Source organism: Methylobacterium terrae (assembly GCF_003173755.1).
In the GTDB taxonomy this organism is placed as follows: domain Bacteria; phylum Pseudomonadota; class Alphaproteobacteria; order Rhizobiales; family Beijerinckiaceae; genus Methylobacterium; species Methylobacterium terrae.
The window spans coordinates 1,463,726-1,482,562 of sequence record NZ_CP029553.1; the positions used below are offsets into that span (position 1 = coordinate 1,463,726).

Here is an 18,837-nt window from a genome sequence, read left to right on the forward strand (position 1 = left end):
ACGCGCGCCGGAGCGGCAAGCCCCATGGACCCGTCCTTCCTCGTCCTCCAGGCGCTCTCCGGGTTCGCCAGCGCCTCCTCGCTGTTCATCATCGCCTCCGGGCTGACGATCGTGTTCGGCGTCACCCGGATCGTGAACTTCGCCCACGGCTCGTTCTACATGCTGGGGGCGTACATCGCGGTCACGCTGGTGCCGCGGCTCCTCGATCTCTCCTACTCGCCCGCCGCGTTCTTCCTTGGGGTCCTGCTCTCCGCCCTCCTCGTCGGGCTGATCGGCGTCGCGGTCGAGGTGGTGCTGCTCCGCCGCATCTACCGGGTGCCCGAACTCTTTCAGTTGCTCGCCACCTTCGGCGTCGTGCTGATCGTCGAGGACCTAGTGCTCAAGGTCTGGGGCCCGGTCGACATCGCGGGTCCCCGCGCGCCGTCGCTGCGCCACGGCGTCGAGATCCTGGGCCAGCGCTTTCCCGCCTACGAACTGGTGCTGATCGCGGTCGGTCCCCTGGTGCTCGGCCTCCTCTGGCTCCTCATGCACCGCACCCGCTTCGGCGTGCTGATCCGGGCCGCGACCCAGGACCGCGAGATGGTCGGCGCCCTCGGCGTCAACCAGGCCCGGCTCTTCACCCTGACGCTGTTCCTCGGCGCGAGCCTCGCGGGCCTGGGCGGCGCGCTCCAGATCCCGCGCATCCCCGCCAACGCCCACATGGACCTCTCGGTCATCACCGACGCCTTCGTGGTCACGGTGATCGGCGGCATGGGCTCGGTGCCGGGCGCCTTCGTGGCCGCGCTGCTCATCGGCCAGCTCCAGGCCTTCGGCATCCTGATCTTCCCGAAGGTGACGCTGGTCCTGGTCTTCGCCCTGATGGCGGTGGTGCTGGTGGTCAAGCCCTGGGGCCTGTTCGGCCGGCCCGAGGTCGCGTCCGGCCGGGTGATGCCGCCGGAGGGCATCCCGTCCCTGCGCCGCTTCCGCCGGGCGGAAGGCGCGCTCGCCGGCCTCGCGGTCGTCGCCCTGCTGGCAGTGCCGCTCGTCGGCGACGCCTACAAGGTCAAGGTCGCGACCGAGATCCTGGTCTTCGCGCTCGCCGCCTTCTCGCTGCAATTCCTCGTCGGCGTCGGCGGGCTCGTCTCGTTCGGTCACGCGGCGTATTTCGGCCTCGGCGCCTACGCGGCCGGGCTCCTCGTGACCGGCCCGTTCAAGGCGCCGATGGAGCTGGCGCTCGTCGTAGCGCCCCTCGCGGCGGGCCTCGGCGCGGCCCTGTTCGGCTTCTTCATCGTGCGGCTGTCGGGCATCTACCTCGCGATGCTGACGCTGGCCTTCGGGCAGATCGTCTACGCGGTCTGCTTCCAGTGGGTCGAGGTGACGGGGGGCGACAACGGCGTCGTCGGGGTCTGGCCGTCGGCCTGGGCGTCGGGCCGCACCACCTACTTCTACCTCGTCGCCCTCCTGTCGCTCACCGCGATCGTCCTGTTGCGCCGGGTGATCTACGCGCCCTTCGGCTACGGCTTGCGGGCGGCGCGCGATTCTGCCACCCGCGCCGAGGCGATCGGCCTCGACGTGCGCACCCATCGCTGGCTCGGCTTCACCCTGGCCGGCGCCGCGGCCGGGCTCGCCGGCGGGCTCTACGCCTTCATGAAGGGCTCGATCGACCCGACGCTCACCGGCATCCCGCTCTCGATCGACTTCCTGGTGATGGTGCTGGTCGGCGGCATCCAGACCGTGATGGGCCCGCTCGTCGGCGCCGCCTTCTTCCACGCGCTGAAGGACGCGGTGATGCCGCTGACCGAGTTCTGGCGCCTGCTCCTGGGGCTGGCCATCATCGCGACCGTGCTCGCCTTCCCGCGCGGGCTCGCGGGCGCCGCCGAGGCCCTGCGGGGCCGCCGGGCGGCCGCGCCGAAACCGGTGGAGGCCTCGGCATGACGCTCCTCGTCGTCGCCGGCCTGACCAAGCGCTTCGGCGGCGTCGCCGCGGCGAAGGACGTGTCGTTCACGCTTGAAGCCGGCGAGATGCTGGCGATCATCGGGCCGAACGGGGCCGGGAAGTCCACCACCTTCAACATGGTGGGCGGCCAGCTTCGCCCGGATGCCGGCACCATCGCCCTCGACGGCCGCTCGATCGCCGGCCTGCCGGCGCGGGCGATCTGGAAGGCGGGCGTCGGGCGCACCTTCCAGGTCGCCCAGACCTTCGTGTCGATGACGGTGGCCGAGAACGTCCAGATGGCGCTCCTCTCGCATCACGGCCGCACCCGCAGCCTGTTCCGGGATGCCCGCGCCCTCTACCGCGACGAGGCGCTCGCCCTGCTCGCCGGGGTGGGCATGCGGGCCGACGGCGACCGTCCGGTCTCGGAGCTCGCCTACGGCGACGTGAAGCGGGTGGAACTCGCGGTGGCGCTCGCCTCGCGCCCGAAGCTCCTGCTGATGGACGAGCCCACCGCCGGCATGGCGCCGCGGGAGCGCTCGGGGCTGATGGCGCTCACCGCCGAGGTGGCGCGCACGAACCGCATCGGGGTCCTCTACACCGAGCACGACATGGAGGCGGTCTTCGCCCATGCCGACCGGGTGCTGGTGCTGGTGCGCGGCGAGATCATCGCCGCCGGCACGCCGGAGGAGATCCGCGCCAACCCGCGGGTCAAGCAGGTCTATCTCGGCGAGGCCGGCACCGAGGCGGCGATGCGCGCGCGCCGGAAGGCGGTGGCGTGATGCCGAGATCCCGCGAGACCCCCCTCCTCGACGTGTCGGGCCTCACCGCCGCCTACGGCCGCGCCCAGGTGCTGTTCGGCGTCACCCTGCGGCTTCGGCCCGGCGAGGTCGTGGCGCTGATGGGCCGCAACGGCGCCGGCAAGTCGACGACGCTGAAGGCCGTCATGGGCGTGCTGCCGCCGACCGGCGGCACGGTCTGGTTCGAGGGCCAGGCGGTCACCGGCTGGGAGCCGTTCCGCGTCGCCCGCCGCGGCCTCGGCTACGTGCCGGAGGACCGGCGCATCTTCACCGACCTGACCGTGATGGAGAACCTGGAGGTCGGCCGCAAGGTGCCGGCCGACGGGCGCGCGGCCTGGACGCCGGACAAGCTGTTCTCGATCTTCCCCAACCTCGCCGAGATGCGCACCCGCCGCGCCGCCGCGATGTCGGGCGGCGAGCAGCAGATGCTCACCATCGCCCGCACGCTGATGGGCAACCCCCACGCGGTGCTCCTCGACGAGCCCTCGGAGGGCCTCGCCCCCGTCATCGTCGAGCAGATGGCCGACGCGGTCCTGCGGATGAAGCGCGAGGGCATCGCGGTCCTGCTCTCCGAACAGAACCTCAGCTTCGCCGGCGCGGTCTCGGACCGGGCCTACGTGATCGAGAAGGGCGCGATCCACTTCGAGGGCACGATGGCGGCGCTGGAGGCGGACGAGGCGGTGCGGGAGGCGTACCTGACGGTGTGAGGTGCGAGACCGGGTATGGCGCGGGATCCCCTCTCCCGAGTGGGAGAGGGGTAGGGGTGAGGGTGACACGCTTCCGCAATGACCCTGAACCGTCGAGCTACCAGCACGACGTGCAGAGCTTTACACGGACGCATGTCACCCTCACCCCCGGCCCCTCTCCCACACGGGAGAGGGGAGACGTGCGAACCTCCCCAGCATGGGGAGACAGATGACGGACACGGCCGGCCCCCCGCCGGCCCCCCAACGAGACCGTTCGTAGGCGAATGATCGAGGTGTGACGTGAGACGCGTGGCAGGCATCGATGTCGGCGGCACCTTCACCGACCTTCTCCTGACGGAGGCGGATCGATCGGGCGTGCGGGTGCGCCTCGCCAAGGTGCCGACGACGATCCGCAACCAGGCCGAGGGCGTGATCGCGGCGATCCGGGCCGCCGAGGTGACCCCGGCCGACCTCGACCTCGTCATCCACGGCACCACCGCCACCACGAACGCGGTGCTGGAGCGCAAGACCGCGAAGGTCGGGCTGATCACCACCGAAGGGTTCCGCGACGTCCTCGAGCTCGGGCGCCGCACCCGGCCCAAGCCCTACGGGCTGTTTGGCACCTTCGAGCCGCTGATCCCGCGCGAGTGGCGCCGCGAGGTGCCCGAGCGCGTCATGGCCGACGGCGCGGTCCGCACCCCCCTCGACGAGACGGCGGTCGCCGAGGCCGTGCGCGACCTGCTGGCCGAGGGCTGCGAGGCCCTGGTGATCCACTTCCTGCACGCCTACGCCAACCCGGAGCACGAGCTGCGCGCCGGGGCCATCGCCCGCGCGATCTGGCCGAACCCCTACGTCACCCTCGGCCACGCGCTCCTGTCGGAGTTCCGCGAGTACGAGCGCGGCACCACCGCGTCGGTCAACGCCGCGGTGCAGCCGATCCTCGACCGCTACGTCCGCCGTCTCCAGGACGAGCTGCGGGCGAAGGGATTTGCCCGCGACCTCCTGGTGATGAACGGCAACGGCGGCACCGTGCCGGCGGGCCTCGTGGTCGAGGCGGCGGCGAAGACCGTGATGTCGGGCCCGGCCTCGGGCGTGATGGCCGCCGCCGCGACCCTCGCCCAGTCGGGGCTGACGAACGCCATCACCTACGACATGGGCGGCACCTCGACCGACGTGGCGCTGATCGCCGGCGGCGTGCCGGAGGTCTCTGCGGAACTCACCATCGATTACGGGCTGCCGATCCACCTGCCGATGGTCGACGTCCACACGGTCGGGGCCGGCGGCGGCTCGATCGCCTCCGTCGACCGCGCCGGGATGCTCCGGGTCGGGCCCGAGAGCGCCGGCTCCGAGCCGGGCCCGATCGGCTACGGCCGCGGCGGCACCCGGCCGACCATCACCGACGCGAACCTCGTCCTCGGGCGGCTCGATCCGGGCCGGCTCACCGCCGTGCGGGCGGGCGTGTCCCTCGACGCGATCCGCGAGGCCTTCGCCCGCGACCTCGCCGGCCCGCTCGGCATGAGCGTCGAGGAGGCCGCCGAGGCGGTGATCCGGCTCGGCAACGTCCACATGACAGGGGCGATCCGCATGGTGTCCCTGTCGCGCGGCTACGACCCGCGCGACTTCGTGCTCTTCGCCTTCGGGGGCGCCGGCCCGCTCCACGCCGTGGCGCTCGCCCGCGAGCTCGGCATCCCGGAGGTGCTGGTGCCGGCGCGCCCCGGGCTCACCAACGCCCTCGGCTGCCTCGTCGCCGACCTGCGCCAGGACCGCGTGCGTACCCTCAACCGGCCGCTCGACGGGCTCGACATGGCGGATCTGCGCACCGTGCTCGAGGAGCAGGCGGCGGACGCGCTGGCGATGGTGGCCGAGGAGCAGGCGGAGATCGAGGAGACCACGGTCACCTACGGGGCCGACATGCAGTTCCGCGGCCAGACCCACCTGATCCGCGTCGCCCTGCCCTCCCCGGAGATCGACCGCGCGACGCTGCAGGAATTGTTCGAGGCGGCCTATTTCCGCCGCTTCCAGGTCCGGCTGCCGGAGATCCGGGCGGTGCTCGTCAACCTCGTCACCTCGGTGATCGGCCGGCGCAAGCCCTTCCCGCTCGCCGCGCTCATCGATGCGCGCGGGCGCACCGACCTCGCCGGCGCCCGCCTCGGCACGAGGCCGGTCTACGCGGGAGGCGCCTGGCACGAGGCGGCGATCTACGCCCGCGAGGCCCTGCCGCTCGGGGCCGAGATCCCCGGCCCCGCGGTGATCCAGCAGCTGGATGCCACCACGGTGATCGAGCCCGGCGCCGCGGCCCGGGTCGACGCCATCGGCAACTTGAGGATTCGCGTATGAGCCAGCTCGACGCCCTCACCCTCGCGGTGATCCAGGCCGGGTTGCAGCAGGTCTGCAACGAGATGGACATCGCCTTCTCGCGCTCGGCCTTCTCGCCGGTGATCGCCGAGGCCGACGACCGCTCGGACGGCATCTACGACCGCGACACCGGCGCGCTGATCTCGCAGGGCGAGTTCGGCCTGCCGGTCTTCGTCGGCACGATGCAGTACTCGACGGGCGAGCTGATCCGGCTGATCCGCGAGGGTCGGGTCGGGGCACCGGAGCCCGGCGACATCTACATCGTCAACGACCCCTATCTCGGCGGCACGCACCTGATGGACGTGCGCTTCGTCAAGCCCGTCTTCGTCGAGGGCGCGCTGTTCTGCTGGCTGCAGAATACCGGCCACTGGCCCGATATCGGCGGCATGGTGCCGGGCGGCTTCTCGGCCCACGCGACGGAAGTCGAGCAGGAGGGATTGCGCCTGCCGCCGGTCAAGCTGTTCAAGCGCGGCACGATGGATCCGGAGATCGTCGCGATCATCTCCTCGAACATCCGCGTCGCCGACCAGCGCATCGGCGACATCAAGGCGCAGGCCGCCGCCCTGATGGTCGGCGAGAGCCGGCTCGCCGACCTCCTGGCGAAGGTCGGCCGCGAGACCCTGGACGCCGCGATCCGGGAAATCCGCGCCCGCTCGGCCGAGCGGATGCGGGCCGAGATCCGCCAGATCCCGGACGGCACCTACACCTCGGAGGCCTTCGTCGATTCCGACGGAGTCGTGAACGAGCCCCTGCGCATCGCCCTGACGATGACCAAGGCCGGCGACGGGCTGACCTTCGACTTCTCGGACTCCTCGCCGCCCTGCCGCGGCCCGATGAACTCGGTCGTGGCGACGACCTATTCCTCGGTCTACCTCGCCGTGAAGCACGTCTTCCCGGACGTGCCGATCAATGCCGGCACCTTCGAGCCGCTGACGATCCACAGGCCCGAGGGCACCTTCCTCGACGCGCGCTATCCGCGGCCGGTCTCGGGCTGCGCGGCCGAGGTGAGCCAGCGCATCGCCGAGGCCGTGTTCCTCGCCCTCGTCCAGGCGATCCCCGAGAAGGTGACGGCGGCGCCCGCCGGCACCTCGGGCAACTTCGCGCTCGGCGGCTTCGACCCGGGCAAGAACACGCCTTACGTGATGTACCAGATCACCGGGGGCGGCTACGGCGGCAATGCCGGGCATGACGGGCTGTCGAACGGCTGCTCGACCATCGGCATCTCGAAGACCGCGCCGGTCGAGGTGATGGAGCAGTATTATCCCGTCCTCTTCCGCCGCTTCGCCCTGCGCGAGGGATCGGGCGGCGCCGGCGCCCATCGCGGCGGATTCGGCGTCCACTACGAGGTCGAGCTGCTGCGCGGCGAGGCCCGGGCGTCGTTCGTGATGGATCACGGCCGGTTCGGCCCGCCGGGCGTGCTGGGCGGGGGCGACGGGGCCCCGAACGTGGTGCGCATCCACCGCGACGGGGAGACGGTCACGCCGCTGCACCTGTCGAAGGACCAGAACATCGCGATCCGGGCCGGCGACCGGGTCGAGGTGATGACGCCGGGCGGCGGCGGCTACGGCGCGCCGGGCGAGCGCGACCCCGCCCTCGTCGCCCGCGACCTGCGCCGGGGCTACTACCGGGCGGACGAGGCCGACACCTTGTGGGGCAAGGAAACCTTGCGGGGCGACGAATCCCTCGGGGGGACCCAGCCATGAGCGCCGAGAGCCTGAGCACGGAAGCGCGCTCCAAGAAGTTCGGCGCGCAGGAGGCCGACGGCATCGTGCGCTGCGATGCCTGCCCGGTCCTGTGCCGGATCCGGCCCGGCCGCTCCGGCGCCTGCTCGCGCTACGCCAACGCGGACGGCCACCTGGTGCGCACCGACCCCGTCGTGCTGCTGCACGACGCGGCGGAAGCGGGCGCGAGGCTGGTGCCGTTCGGCGCCGCGGAGTGGGACGGGCGGGTGCTCGATCCCTCGCGCACCTTCGTCACCGGCATCGGCGCCGGCACGACCTACCCGGACTACAAGCCCGCCCCCTTCATCGTGGCGAGCGAGCACGAGGGGGTCGAGACGGTCACCGTCGTGACCGAGGGCATCTTCAGCTATTGCGGCGTGAAGGTGAAGATCGACACCGACCGCCATCTCGGCCCCGAGCGGGCGGCGATCCGGGTCAACGGCGAGGAGGTCGGCCACGTCACCACGGCCGAGTACGGCTCGCAGATGCTCTCGGTCGGCGGCGTGCGCCACCTGACCGGCGGATCGAAGAAGGAGGGCAACGTCACCTGCGAGATGCTGCTCCGCCTCTGCTCGGGCGACCCCGTCACGATGACGATCGACGACGGCCACGAGGTCGTGGTCCAGGCCGGCCGCGCGCCGATCGTCGACGGCATCCCCGAGCGGCGGATGCGCGTCGGCTGCGGTTCGGCGACGGTCGGCATCTTCGCCCGCCAGTGGCTCGGGCACGCCGACGAGGTGATCGTCGTCGACGACCACATCACCGGCGTGCTGACCGAGCACCAGGCCGGCAAGGTGCTGGGCATGCGCCCGGCCGGCATCCGGGTGAAGGGCCGGCGCTCGACCCCGGGGCGCTACTTCCAGGTCGCCAATCCCGGGATCGGCTGGGGCGGCACCGACATCGCCGACCCGCTCGGCATCATCCAGGCGATCGACCCCGCCACCGCCTGGCCGGGCCTGCGCCTCCTCATGACCTCGACCACCGGCGAGCACGCGCTCTGGCTCGTCCTCGACGACGACCTCAGGCCCGTGCCGGCCGAGATGCCGGCGCCCGTCCGGCAGGTGGTCGAACGCATCGGCGAGAATTGCGAGCCCTCGCTCTGCACCGTGCTGTTCATGGCCGGCGCCGGCGGCTCCCTGCGGGCCGGCGTCACCGAGAACCCGGTGCTGCTCACCCGCTCGGTCGCCTCCGGCGAGACGACGGTGACGATGGGCGGCGCACCGGTCACCGTCTGGCCCGGCGGCGGCATCACGGTGATGGCCGACGTGACGCGGCTGCCGAAGAACGCCTTCGGGTCGGTGCCGACCCCGGCGATCGTGGCGCCGATCGAGTTCACCCTGCCGCGCGACCTCTATGCCCGCCTGGGGGGACATGCCGGCGACGTCGTCGCGATGACGGACGTCCTGCGCGAGGTCGGACCGGCCGCGCGAATCGATGCCTGGAATCCGGACCATCCCTGGCCGGCGGGGGAGGTTGCATGAACGCACCGCACGCGAAGCCTGCGCCCCTGCCCGACCCCGACCCGGAGGCCGACGCCGAGGCGTTCCGCACCTACCGGGTCGAGGATCAGATCGGCTACCTGATCCGGCGGGCGCACCAGCGCGCCTCCGCGATCTTCGAGGGGGTGATGCGGGATTTCTCCGTCACGCCGGTGCAGTTCGCCGTCATGTGCAAGCTCCACGACCTCGGGGCAACCTCGCAGAACCAGGTCGGGCGCCTCGTCGGGGTCGATCCGGCGACGATGTTCGGCGTCGCCCGCCGGCTCGCCGCCCGCGGCTTCGTGAGGACGACCGCGGACGCGGCCGATGCCCGGCTCGTGCTGCTGGCGCTGACCGACGAGGGGTTCCGGGTGATCGAGGCGATGAAGGGCCGTGGGCCCGAGGTGACCGCCCGCACGCTCGCGCCCCTCTCGCCAGCGGAGGCCGACGAGCTGGTCCGCCTCATCGCCCGGCTCGGCTGAGCCCCGTGGACCGCCCGGCGCATCAGGTCCTGGCTGACGGCCGGCTGCACCTGCAGCACGGTCCGATCGACCTCGTGCTGCGCGCCTACGGCGCCGGAAGCGCCGTGGCGGAGGCGCACGCGGCCGCCATCGACCGCTTCGCCACGATCCTGGGCGAGCTCGTCGGCGAGCTTCCGGAGTTGCGACGGCCGGTGAGCGAACGCCCCCGGGTCGACGGTGCCATCGCCCGCCGGATGGTCGCGGCGTGCCGGCCGCACAAGGAGTTCCTCACCCCGATGGCCGCGGTGGCGGGCGCGGTGGCGGACGAGATCCTGGCGGCGATGCGCGAGGCCGCTCCCCTCGACAAGGCCTTCGTCAACGACGGCGGCGACATCGCCGTGCATCTGACCGAGGGCGAGACCCTGGCGGTCGGGGTGGCGGCGGATTTCTCCCGCGGCCCGGTGCCGGCGCTGAACGGCCGGGTGACCCTGCGCCACGGCGACGGGATCGGCGGCGTCGCCACGTCCGGGCGGCAGGGTCGCTCGTTCTCCCTCGGGCTCGCCGATTCCGTGACGGTGCTCGCCCGCGACGCCGCCGCGGCCGACGCCGCCGCGACGCTGATCGCCAACGCGGTCGACCTGCCCGGTCATCCGGGCGTGGGGCGCGCGCCCGCGACCGACCTCGACCCCGATTCCGACCTGGGATCCCGCCTCGTCACCGTCGCGGTGCCGGCGCTCTCCGCCGAGGAGATCGCCGCCGCCCTCGAGGCCGGGCGGAGGCGGGCGGCGGGATTGCGCGCGGCCGGCCTGATCCGCGCCGCCGCCCTGATGCTCCAGGGCCGGTCCGTCATCCTCGAAGAGCCAGGCATCCTCGAAGCGAGCATCCTCGAAGCGAGCATTCACGAACACGGAAGGGAGATCCGCCCATGATCGAGGTCCGCAAGATCGTCGTCACCGTCGAGGAGGTCCGCCACGACGGCGGTCCCGCGCTCGGCGCCCCCGTCCTCAAGGGCTCGGTCGCCTGCGTGCTGAAGAACCCCTTCGCCGGGCGCTACGAGGCCGAGATCACCCCGATGATGGACGCGCTGAAGCCGCTCGGCGTCGAGTGCGCCCGCAAGCTCCTCGACGCGCTCGGCGGCGATCCCGGCCGGATCGAGGCCTACGGCAAGGGCTCGCTGGTGGGAGCCTCCGGCGAACTGGAGCACGGCGCGCTGTGGCACGTGCCCGGCGGCTACGCGATGCGCGAACTCCTCGGCCAGGCGCTCGCCATCGTGCCGTCGATGACCAAGGTCGGACCGATGGGCGCTACCCTCGACGTGCCGATCCACCACAAGGACGCGGCCTATGTCCGCTCGCATTTCGACGGGATCACCGTGGCGGTGGCGGATGCTCCCCGCGCCGACGAGATCCTGTTCGCTCTGGCGATGACCACCGGCGGCCGGCCGCATGCCCGGGTCGGGGGGCTCGCCAAGGACGCGATCGCCAAGTGGGACGGGCAGCGGTGAGCTCGAAGGCTTCGCGCGGTGTCGTCGAGAGCCTGCGTGATGCGGCAGGCCGAACTCATGTCCGCCATCGTCGTCCCGGGGCCGCGAAAGCGGAACCCGGGATCCATGAGCACTGATACCGCAGCACCTTGGAACGGATCCGTTCCAAGGTGCTGGCTAAGCCCGAATGGGCGTCGGCGCTGATGCGCCGGACGCCTTGACATCGACGTGTCGATGCCAAGGCGCGAGGGTATGAAAGCCTGTTTGATCTGCTCGGCGTCTTTATCCTGCCCTCAGCTTCATCCTGAGGTTGAACCTGAGATGGAATAGGCACAGACACTGCCATTCCCGGCAATCAGACAGGCTCTCGAAGTGAGAGTGAGGATGGGATAGGGCCTCCGGCCCGATCCCGCTTCAGATCGTGGAAGCCCGCGATGTGCCCGGCGATGGCGCTTGCCGCCACCGTGGCGGGGCTGGCGAGCCAGACCTGTCCGGGTCCCGAGCGGCCCGGGAAGTTGCGGTTGATGGCCGAGATCGTGACCTGGTCGCGGGTCTCGGAGGCGCCCGGGCCGCAATTGGCGCAGGCGCCGCAGGCGGGCTGCATGATCTCGGCGCCGACCGCCGCGAAGGCGTCGAGGTAGCCTCTCGCCTCGCAGTAGCGGCGCACGTCGAGGGTACCGAACTGCAGGATCAGCCGCACGCCCGGCGCGACCGCGAGGCCGCGCGCCGCCGCCCAGGACAGCACCTCGTGGTAGCGGTCGAAATCCTCCCGCTTGCCCGCCGTGCACGAGCCGCCATACGCGATGTCGATCGGCACCGGCTCCTCGAGGGCGTCGAGCGGGATGCCGTTGCCGGGATCGCCCGGGCGCGCCAGCATCGGCGACAGGGCGCCGACATCGACCGTGATCTCGGCCGCGTACGCGGCGCCCGGGTCGCTGCACATCCAATCCTCCAGATCCCAGCCCTCCAGGTCCGGCGCCGCGCCGCGGCGCTCGGCGAGGAAGCGCAGGGTCTCGGCATCCGGGGCGACGAGGCCGGTGAAGCCGCCGAGCTCGGCCGTCATGTTGGTGAGCGTCGCGCGCTCGTCGGTGGAGAGCGCCGCGACCGCCTCGCCCGTGAACTCGAACACCCGGCCGACCCCGAGCCCGGCGCGGATCTCAGGGTACGCCAGGAGATGCAGCACCACGTCCTTGGCGCCGACGCCCTCGGGCAGCGCGCCCGCGAGCTCGACCCGGATGCTCTCGGGCATCGCGAACCGCACCGCCCCGGTGACGAAGGCGTTGGCGATGTCGGTCGTGCCGACCCCGAAGGCGACGCAGCCGAGGGCGCCCGCATGGGGGGTGTGCGAATCGGTGCCGACGACGAGCTGGCCCGGGAGCGCGTAACGCTCGGCCACCAGGGCGTGCGAGATGCCCTCCGAGCCCGGCCCGTCCGGGAGGTAGCCGTGATGGGCGAGGCCGTGCTCGGCCACGAAGGCGCGGTGGGCCCGCGACGCCGCGGCGACGTGGGGCATCAGGTCCCGGTGGGCGCGGCTGAGATGGGTGTAGGAGTAGTGGTCCTCGAAGGCGAGGATCGAGGCGGGCTCGTGCAGGGCGAGGTCGGCCCCGAACGCCTCGGCCAGCAGGTGGCGGGCCATGCCGGTATAGATGTCGTGGATGAAGCGCCGGTCCGCGCGCACGAAGCCGCTCATCCCCGCCTCCCCCACCGGCGGGCAGGACGGCGTTTCCAGCGCGTGGCGCCGCACGATCTTCTCGAAGTAGGTCCGCGGCTGGCCGTCGTCGGGGAGCGCCGCGGGCCGGGCGCCCGCGAGCCGCGCCCGGCCGTAGGCGAGGAGCCCGCCGGCGCGCAGGATTGCGGCGGCGAGGGGGTCGCGCCCGGCGACGAGCTCGTCCACCGTCACCGGCTCGCCGGCCCGGATCCGCGCGACGAGGCCCAGGTCGGTCGAGGTGAACAGGCCGAGATTGTCGGCGTTCTGGCGGTAGATGCGCTCGAAGCTCTCGGCGATCACGAGGCGGATGCCGGCGAGCCGCTCGGCGAGCGGCGCGTGCTCGCGCGAGGAGCCCTTGCCGTAGCGCGCGCCTCCGACCAGCACCGAGAATGTGCCGGCCGCGAGCGCCCCCGGCCCGATCGGGGTCTCGGTCCCGGCCCGGAAGCCGAGATGGGCGTGGTCGGCGAGCCTCGCGTCGAAATGGACCAGCGAGGGCACCGGGGTGATCTCGTCGGTCGAGATCTCGGCCCGCAGGGGACGGGCGTCGGCGAGGGCGAGGTCCTCGCCGGCGAGCTGGCGGCGGACAAGGGCCGGATCCGCCGCCAGGAACAGCACGCGCCCGGGCAGCGCGACGACGTCGGGTCTGGTCAATGCGAGATCTTCTCGAGTTCGAGCCCGGTGGTGCGCGGCCCCATCAGGCCGATCGTCAGCATCACCACGCTCATCGCGCCGGCGATGAACACGAACACCCCGGTGACCCCGAAATGCTCGAGCATGAAGGCGATCAGGAAGGCGGTCCAGATCGCCGAGAACCGGCTCCAGGAATACACGAAGCCGACCGCCCGGGTGCGGATGCCGGTCGGGAACAGCTCCTGCTGGTAGGTGTGGTAGCTGTACGAGATGATGTTGCCGGCGAGCGTCAGCATGACCCCGAGGGTGACGATCGCGACCGCGCTCGACGCCTGACTGAAGAGGAGCCCGCAGACGATGTTGAGGCCCGCCATCGCCACGATGACGTGCTTGCGCTCGAACCGGTCAGCGATGAGGAGGCCGATGAGCGGCCCGACCGGGGCGGCGAGCGCGATCAGCGTGGTGTAGCCGAGGCTCGTCGTCACGGTGATGCCCTGCTTGATCAGCAGCGTCGGCACCCAGTTGGCGAAGCCGTAGTAGCCGATCGTCTGGAAGATGTTGAACAGGATCATCATCGCGGCGCGCCGGCCGTAGGGAGGGGCCCACATCTCGGCGAACCGGGTGTGGTGCACCACCGTCTCGGCCGGGCCCGGCGGCGGCAGGGGGCGGCCCATGTCGCGCTCGACGGCGCGCTCGAGCCCGGTCATCACCCGGTCGGCCTCGTCGAGCCGGCCCTTCATGGCGAGCCAGCGCGGGCTCTCCGGCAGTTCGCGGCGGATCCACCAGACGAAGACCGCGCCGACGCAGCCGATCAGCACCACCCAGCGCCAGCCGTCGAGGCCGAGCGGCGCGTGCGGCACCAGCAGGTAGGCGAGGAAGGCGACGATCGGCACCGCCGAGAAGCCGAAGGCCTGGCAGAGCGCGTTGGCGCGCCCGCGCAGGTGCTTGGGCACCAGCTCCGACACGTAGGTGCCGATGGTGACGATCTCGACGCCGATGCCGAGCCCGGCGACGAAGCGCCAGAGGTTGACACCGAACGCCGTGTCCTGGAACGCCATCACGGCGTTGGCGGCGCAGTACCACAGGAGCGACCAGGTGAAGATGGCGCGCCGCCCGAAGCGGTCCGACAGGAAGCCGCAGGCGATGGTGCCGAGGAACAGCCCCGAGAACAGGGCGGCGACGAAGCTCGCGACGCCGGTGGTGCCGAACAGGCCGTGGGTCGTTGGCGTCAGGATGCCGGACTTCACCAGGCCCGGCGCGACGACGCCGGTGAACAGGAGGTCGTAGAGCTCGAAGAAGAAGCCGAGGCCGAGCAGCATCACCAGCCGCCACACGGTGCGGGTGGCGGGCAGCCGGTCGAGGCGGGCCGAGATCGTGCCCGCGCCCGCGACCACGGGGGCCTCGGCGGCCGCGATCGGCACGGCCTGCGCGACGGTGAGGGTCATGGGTGTCCTCCTGGCGGTTTCCTCGGGGGACCCGCCGGCGTCTGGCGCGCCGTGCGGGGACGTGAAGTCAGGTCATGCGGCGCCCGCGAGGATGCCGGTCTCGGCGAGGCGCCGGATCTCGTCCTCGGCAAGGCCGGCCTCGCGCAGCACCTCGGCTCCGTGCTCGCCGACGCGCGGCGGCTGGCGGCGCAGGCCGGGCCGGCCGCTCGCCAGCGCGACCGGCAGGGCCGGCAGCCCGGCGCTCGCGGCCCGGGGCTCGCGCGCGCCCTCGGCGCCGGCGAGATCGACCGGCAGCAGCCCGCCCGAGGCGAGGAGATGGGGGTCGGCGAAGAGGTCGCTCGGCTTCGCGATCGGCGCGAAGGGCACGCCCAGGGCCTCGAGCCGCGCCATCAGCTCGGCCTTGGGTAGACCGGCGAAGACCTGGGCCACGCGGGGCAGGATGCGCGGCCGCGCCTCGGCAAGCTGGCCCATCGTGGCGAGGCCGGGATCGTCGCGCAGGTCGTCGAGGCCGAAGGCGCCGCAGAAGGCCCGCCACTGCCCCTCGCCGACGACGCCGACGAAGACCTGCTCGTCGGGCTCGGCGGCGGCGAACACGTCGTAGACCGGCCAGGGCTTGCGCATCGCGGGGTCGCCGAACGGCTCCGGGTCCTCGCCCTCGATCGCCGCGCGGGCCATGTGCTGGGCCATCAGCACCATGTTGGTCTCGAACAGGCCGGACTGGACGAGGCCGCCGCGGCCCGTGGCCTCGCGCTCGCGCAGGGCCGCGAGGATCGCGATGGCGCCGAACATCCCCCCCATGATGTCGTTGACCGACGAGCCGGCCCGCAGGGGCCGCCCCGGGGGACCGGTCATGTAGGCCAGCCCGCCCATCATCTGCACCACCTCGTCGAGGGCGGTGCGGTGCTCGTAGGGGCCGGGCAGGAAGCCCTTGCACGAGCAGTAGACGAGGCGGGGGTTGAGGCGCGAAAGCGCGGCGTAGCCGAAGCCGAGCGCCTCCATCGCGCCGGGCCGGAAGTTCTCCAGCACCACGTCGGCCCCGGCGACGAGCCGGCGCGCCGCAGCCGCGCCCTCCGGCCGCTTCAGGTCGAGGCAGAGCGAGCGCTTGTTGCGGTTGAAGGTCGGGAAGAAGCCGAGCGCCGCGCCGGTGAGCCGGCGGGTGTTGTCGCCCCGCGGCCCCGGCTCGACCTTGATCACGTCGGCGCCGAGGTCGGCCAGGATCATGCCGCAGCTCGGCCCCATCACCATGTGGCTGAACTCGACCACCCGGATGCCGGCGAGCGGTCCTGCGGGCTTGGCGTCCGGCACCGGCCCGGCGGCGGGACGGAAGGTCGGCGGCAGGCCGGCGGCGGCGACGCGGCCCTGCAGCGGCTCGGAGGGCAGGCCGGCGCGCAGGACCTCCCGGGCGGCGATCAGGCGGGGAAGGTCGATGCCGGTCCGCACGCCCTCCGCCTCGAGCAGGTGGACGAGGTCTTCCGTCGCGACGTTGCCGACCGAGCCCGGCGCGAACGGGCAGCCGCCGAGCCCGCCGAGCGCCCCGTCGAAGCCGCGCACGCCTTCCTCCAGCCCCGCCATCGCGTTGGCGAGCGCGGTGCCGAGCGTGTCGTGGAGGTGGAGGTTGCCGAGCCGGTCGGGCCCGATCTCGGCCCGCACCGCCCGCACCAGGCGGCGGAGGTGCGAGGGCGTGGCGTAGCCGAGCGTATCGGCGAGCGCCACCACGTCGGCGCCGGCCTCCGCGAGGGCGCGGGCGAGCGCCACCACGTCGCGCTCCGGCACGGCGCCCTGGAGCGAGCAGCCGAAGGCGGTCGAGATGCCGGCCTCGATCACCGGCCGGCCGGCGCCGAGATCGCGCGCCCATTCGACGACGCGGCGGACCTCGGCGACCTGCTCGTCCCGGGCGCGCCGCACGTTGGCGCGGCTATGCGCCTCGCTGGCCGAGACCGGGATGACGATCGCCTGCGCGCCCGCCGCCGCGGCGTTCATCGCACCCCGCAGGTTGGGCGCCAGCGCCACCGCGCGCAGGCCCGGGTGGCGCGCCCGGACCGCCCGGGTCACCTCGGCGGCGTCGGCCATCTGCGGCATCGCGGAAGGCGGCACGAAGCTTGCGACCTCCATCTCGGCGAGGCCGGCCGCCGCCATGGCGGCGATCCAGGCGAGCTTGTCCGCGCTCGCCATCACGGCCTTCGCGTTCTGCAGGCCGTCGCGCGGGCCGACCTCGCGGATCACCACGCCGGGCGCAGCCGGGACCTCGGCCATGGCGCTCTCTCCCTGCTCTCGTTGCGATTGGTCTTCGCGCGAGAGTGCGCCCCCGCATTCGGGCCCGGAAGCGCTGATTGGGGAAGGGAGCGTTCGCAGGCCGCGAAGGCCGGGGCCTCAACCCGCCGCGTCGTCGCGCTCCAGAAGAACGCCGAGCAGGCGTCGGGCGGCGGCGGGGAGTTCCGGGCCCGGCCGGCTGACGAGGCGGATCGTGCGGTGGGCCCAGGGCTCGTCGAGGGGGATCCCGACGAGGCCGAGATGATCGGCGTAGACCCGCATCACCCCGTCCGGCATCACCGTGATCCCGTGCCCGCCCGCGACCAGGCGCACCGCGGCGTCCGGGCTCGCGGTGGTGAAGCGGTAGCGCAGGGCGCGCCCGAGGCGCTCGGCCGCCTCGTCGAGGAGCGCCGCGAGGGCGCCGCCGGCGACGAGGCCGACCAGCGGCTCCTCGATCAGGGCCGCGAAGGGCAGGCGCTCCGGCAGGCGGTCGCGCCAGGCGGCGGGCGCGACGGCGAGCAGGCGGTCCTCGCGCCAGTCCCGCACCTCGATCTCCGGCGGCACGACCTTGGCGGTGGTGATGAAGCCGAGATCGGCCCGGCCTTCGCCGACGTTGCGCAGGGCGGCGGCGCTGGTGACCTCGTTGAGGTCGACCGCGATGCCGGGATAGCGCGCCCGCAGCACCCCGAGGCGCTCGGGCAGCGGATGGCCGACGATGACCGAGGCGGTGGCGTCGAGGCGCACCCGCCCGATCTCGCCCGCCGCCATCGCCCGCAGGTCGTCGCCGAGCCGCTGCTCCATCGCGAGGAGCGCGCGGGCATGGGCCGCCAGCACCTCGCCGGCGGCGGTCGGGCGCACGCCCCGGGCCGAGCGCGCGAGGAGCTGCACGCCGTGGGCGGCCTCGAGGTCCTGGATCCTCCGCGCCGCCGCCGAGACCGCGATCCCGCAGCGGGCCGCCGCACCGGTCAGGCTGCCGAGTTCGAGCGCGGCGAGGAAGATGCGCAGCGTCGTCCAGTCCGGCGCCACGGCGCGGTCAGTCCGCGGGAATCGCGGGCGGCGCCAGCGTCTGCTCGGAGCCGGCCGGCGGCTGCACCCTGGCGACGTTCAGGGTCATGCAGACGAGGTCGTAGTAGCCGTTGACCGCGATGAGATCCATCGCACCCTGCTCGCCGAAGCGGTCCACCACGCCCTTGTAGACGCGGTCCGACACCTGCCTGTCGCGGTGGAGCTGGGTCGAGAAGTCGTAGATCAGCGCCTCGTCCGCGCTCATGCCGGCCGGGCGGCGGCCGGCCTTCAGGTCGGCCGCGATCTCCGGCTTGAGGCCGGCCTTGATGGCGAGCGGGTAATGCGCGAACCACTCGTAGCCGGAACTCCAGTGCTGGCCCGTGATGAGGATCGCGAACTCGTTCAGGTCGCGCGGCAGGCTGGAATTGAAGCGCAGGTACTCGCCGACCTTCTGCAGGCGGTCGCCGAGCTCGGGCGAGCGCAGCCAGGCGTTGAACGGCCCGTCGAGGGACTTGCGCGGCCCGGACAGGATCGCGTCGGCGGCGCTCTTCTGGGCGGGCGACATCGTCTCGGGCCGGAGCGGCGGGAAGCGGTCCACGCCTTGCGCCGCGGCGGCGCCGAGGCTGAGTGCGAGACTGGCGATGGTGAGGCCTGCGCGGCGCATGGGCATCCCTCCTCGGTCCGGCCGTTCGCCGCCGGCTCCGCGAAATCCTGGGGCCCGGTTCGTCCCTTGTCCACCGGCTTTCGTCCGTCCCCCGTTCCATCGAAGACGCGCGCCGTCCCGTGACGGCCGCGGAGCCGACGCTCGCCCAACTGCCGGTCGATGGAGCGCGACAGGGCTGGCGCGGTCGCGTAGCAACGGGCGCCGGGTGGCCTCAGGCCCGGCGGAGCGCCGCACGATGCC

Annotated in this window: 14 protein-coding genes; 9 read left to right on the forward strand and 5 right to left on the reverse strand. The window is 72.8% G+C overall.

All coding sequences use genetic code 11. The annotated features are described in order from the left end of the window. Positions 1-24 precede the first annotated feature (24 nt). The 9 genes from DK419_RS06565 (at position 25) to DK419_RS06605 (ending at position 10,916) form a co-directional block, all read left to right on the forward strand. The gene (locus tag DK419_RS06565; RefSeq protein WP_109958373.1) at positions 25-1,914 is read left to right on the forward strand and encodes an ABC transporter permease; all 1,890 of its coding nucleotides are present in this window, start codon (positions 25-27) and stop codon (positions 1,912-1,914) included. Next, positions 1,911-2,693, forward strand: a complete 783-nt coding sequence (locus tag DK419_RS06570; protein WP_109958374.1) for an ABC transporter ATP-binding protein — start codon at positions 1,911-1,913, stop codon at positions 2,691-2,693. Before DK419_RS06565 ends, DK419_RS06570 begins: the two co-directional genes overlap by 4 nt. Next, a complete protein-coding gene (locus DK419_RS06575) occupies positions 2,693-3,418 on the forward strand; it encodes an ABC transporter ATP-binding protein (protein ID WP_109958375.1) in 726 nt (241 codons plus the stop codon). Before DK419_RS06570 ends, DK419_RS06575 begins: the two co-directional genes overlap by 1 nt. A 279-nt stretch (positions 3,419-3,697) precedes the next feature. After that, positions 3,698-5,734 (forward strand): hydantoinase/oxoprolinase family protein, encoded by a 2,037-nt coding sequence (locus DK419_RS06580; RefSeq protein WP_109958376.1) that lies wholly within the window; start codon positions 3,698-3,700, stop codon positions 5,732-5,734. Next, entirely contained in the window at positions 5,731-7,455 is a 1,725-nt protein-coding gene (locus tag DK419_RS06585; protein ID WP_109958377.1) for a hydantoinase B/oxoprolinase family protein, read from the forward strand. Before DK419_RS06580 ends, DK419_RS06585 begins: the two co-directional genes overlap by 4 nt. Further along, on the forward strand, positions 7,452-8,954 hold the full coding sequence (locus DK419_RS06590; protein WP_109958378.1) for a 6-hydroxynicotinate reductase: 1,503 nt from the start codon (positions 7,452-7,454) through the stop codon (positions 8,952-8,954). Before DK419_RS06585 ends, DK419_RS06590 begins: the two co-directional genes overlap by 4 nt. Next, entirely contained in the window at positions 8,951-9,433 is a 483-nt protein-coding gene (locus tag DK419_RS06595; RefSeq protein WP_109958379.1) for a MarR family winged helix-turn-helix transcriptional regulator, read from the forward strand. Before DK419_RS06590 ends, DK419_RS06595 begins: the two co-directional genes overlap by 4 nt. A gap of 5 nt (positions 9,434-9,438) precedes the next feature. Next, positions 9,439-10,341: a UPF0280 family protein gene (locus DK419_RS06600; RefSeq protein ID WP_109958380.1), complete on the forward strand. Its 903-nt coding sequence runs from the start codon at positions 9,439-9,441 to the stop codon at positions 10,339-10,341. Then, positions 10,338-10,916: an amino acid synthesis family protein gene (locus DK419_RS06605; RefSeq protein ID WP_109958381.1), complete on the forward strand. Its 579-nt coding sequence runs from the start codon at positions 10,338-10,340 to the stop codon at positions 10,914-10,916. Before DK419_RS06600 ends, DK419_RS06605 begins: the two co-directional genes overlap by 4 nt. Before the next feature lie 334 nt (positions 10,917-11,250). Here DK419_RS06605 and DK419_RS06610 read toward each other — a convergent pair whose 3' ends face one another. The 5 genes from DK419_RS06610 to DK419_RS06630 all read right to left on the reverse strand — a co-directional run bounded on the left by DK419_RS06610 (position 11,251) and on the right by DK419_RS06630 (position 18,597). After that, the gene (locus DK419_RS06610) at positions 11,251-13,254 is read right to left on the reverse strand and encodes an aconitase family protein (RefSeq protein WP_208642292.1); all 2,004 of its coding nucleotides are present in this window, start codon (positions 13,252-13,254) and stop codon (positions 11,251-11,253) included. Next, positions 13,251-14,678, reverse strand: a complete 1,428-nt coding sequence (locus DK419_RS06615) for an MFS transporter (RefSeq protein ID WP_109958382.1) — start codon at positions 14,676-14,678, stop codon at positions 13,251-13,253. The genes DK419_RS06610 and DK419_RS06615 overlap by 4 nt, the downstream gene beginning before the upstream one ends. Positions 14,679-14,750: 72 nt before the next feature. Next, entirely contained in the window at positions 14,751-16,931 is a 2,181-nt protein-coding gene (locus DK419_RS29365) for a hydroxymethylglutaryl-CoA lyase (RefSeq protein ID WP_109958383.1), read from the reverse strand. Positions 16,932-17,048: 117 nt separating this feature from the next. Then, on the reverse strand, positions 17,049-17,954 hold the full coding sequence (locus DK419_RS06625; RefSeq protein WP_109958384.1) for a LysR family transcriptional regulator: 906 nt from the start codon (positions 17,952-17,954) through the stop codon (positions 17,049-17,051). 7 nt (positions 17,955-17,961) lie between these two features. After that, positions 17,962-18,597: a carboxymuconolactone decarboxylase family protein gene (locus DK419_RS06630; RefSeq protein WP_245442855.1), complete on the reverse strand. Its 636-nt coding sequence runs from the start codon at positions 18,595-18,597 to the stop codon at positions 17,962-17,964. Between the last annotated feature and the right edge of the window lie 240 nt (positions 18,598-18,837).

Excerpts from the sequence above, each read along its gene's own strand:
- DK419_RS06630 (WP_245442855.1), bottom strand. The coding sequence starts at position 18,597 with ATGCGCCGCGCAGGCCTCACCATCGCCAGTCTCGCACTCAGCCTCGGC.
- DK419_RS06570 (WP_109958374.1), top strand. The coding sequence starts at position 1,911 with ATGACGCTCCTCGTCGTCGCCGGCCTGACCAAGCGCTTCGGCGGCGTC.
- DK419_RS06615 (WP_109958382.1), bottom strand. The coding sequence starts at position 14,678 with ATGACCCTCACCGTCGCGCAGGCCGTGCCGATCGCGGCCGCCGAGGCC.
- DK419_RS06590 (WP_109958378.1), top strand. The coding sequence starts at position 7,452 with ATGAGCGCCGAGAGCCTGAGCACGGAAGCGCGCTCCAAGAAGTTCGGC.
- DK419_RS06605 (WP_109958381.1), top strand. The coding sequence starts at position 10,338 with ATGATCGAGGTCCGCAAGATCGTCGTCACCGTCGAGGAGGTCCGCCAC.
- DK419_RS06565 (WP_109958373.1), top strand. The coding sequence starts at position 25 with ATGGACCCGTCCTTCCTCGTCCTCCAGGCGCTCTCCGGGTTCGCCAGC.
- DK419_RS06595 (WP_109958379.1), top strand. The coding sequence starts at position 8,951 with ATGAACGCACCGCACGCGAAGCCTGCGCCCCTGCCCGACCCCGACCCG.
- DK419_RS29365 (WP_109958383.1), bottom strand. The coding sequence starts at position 16,931 with ATGGCCGAGGTCCCGGCTGCGCCCGGCGTGGTGATCCGCGAGGTCGGC.
- DK419_RS06575 (WP_109958375.1), top strand. The coding sequence starts at position 2,693 with ATGCCGAGATCCCGCGAGACCCCCCTCCTCGACGTGTCGGGCCTCACC.
- DK419_RS06585 (WP_109958377.1), top strand. The coding sequence starts at position 5,731 with ATGAGCCAGCTCGACGCCCTCACCCTCGCGGTGATCCAGGCCGGGTTG.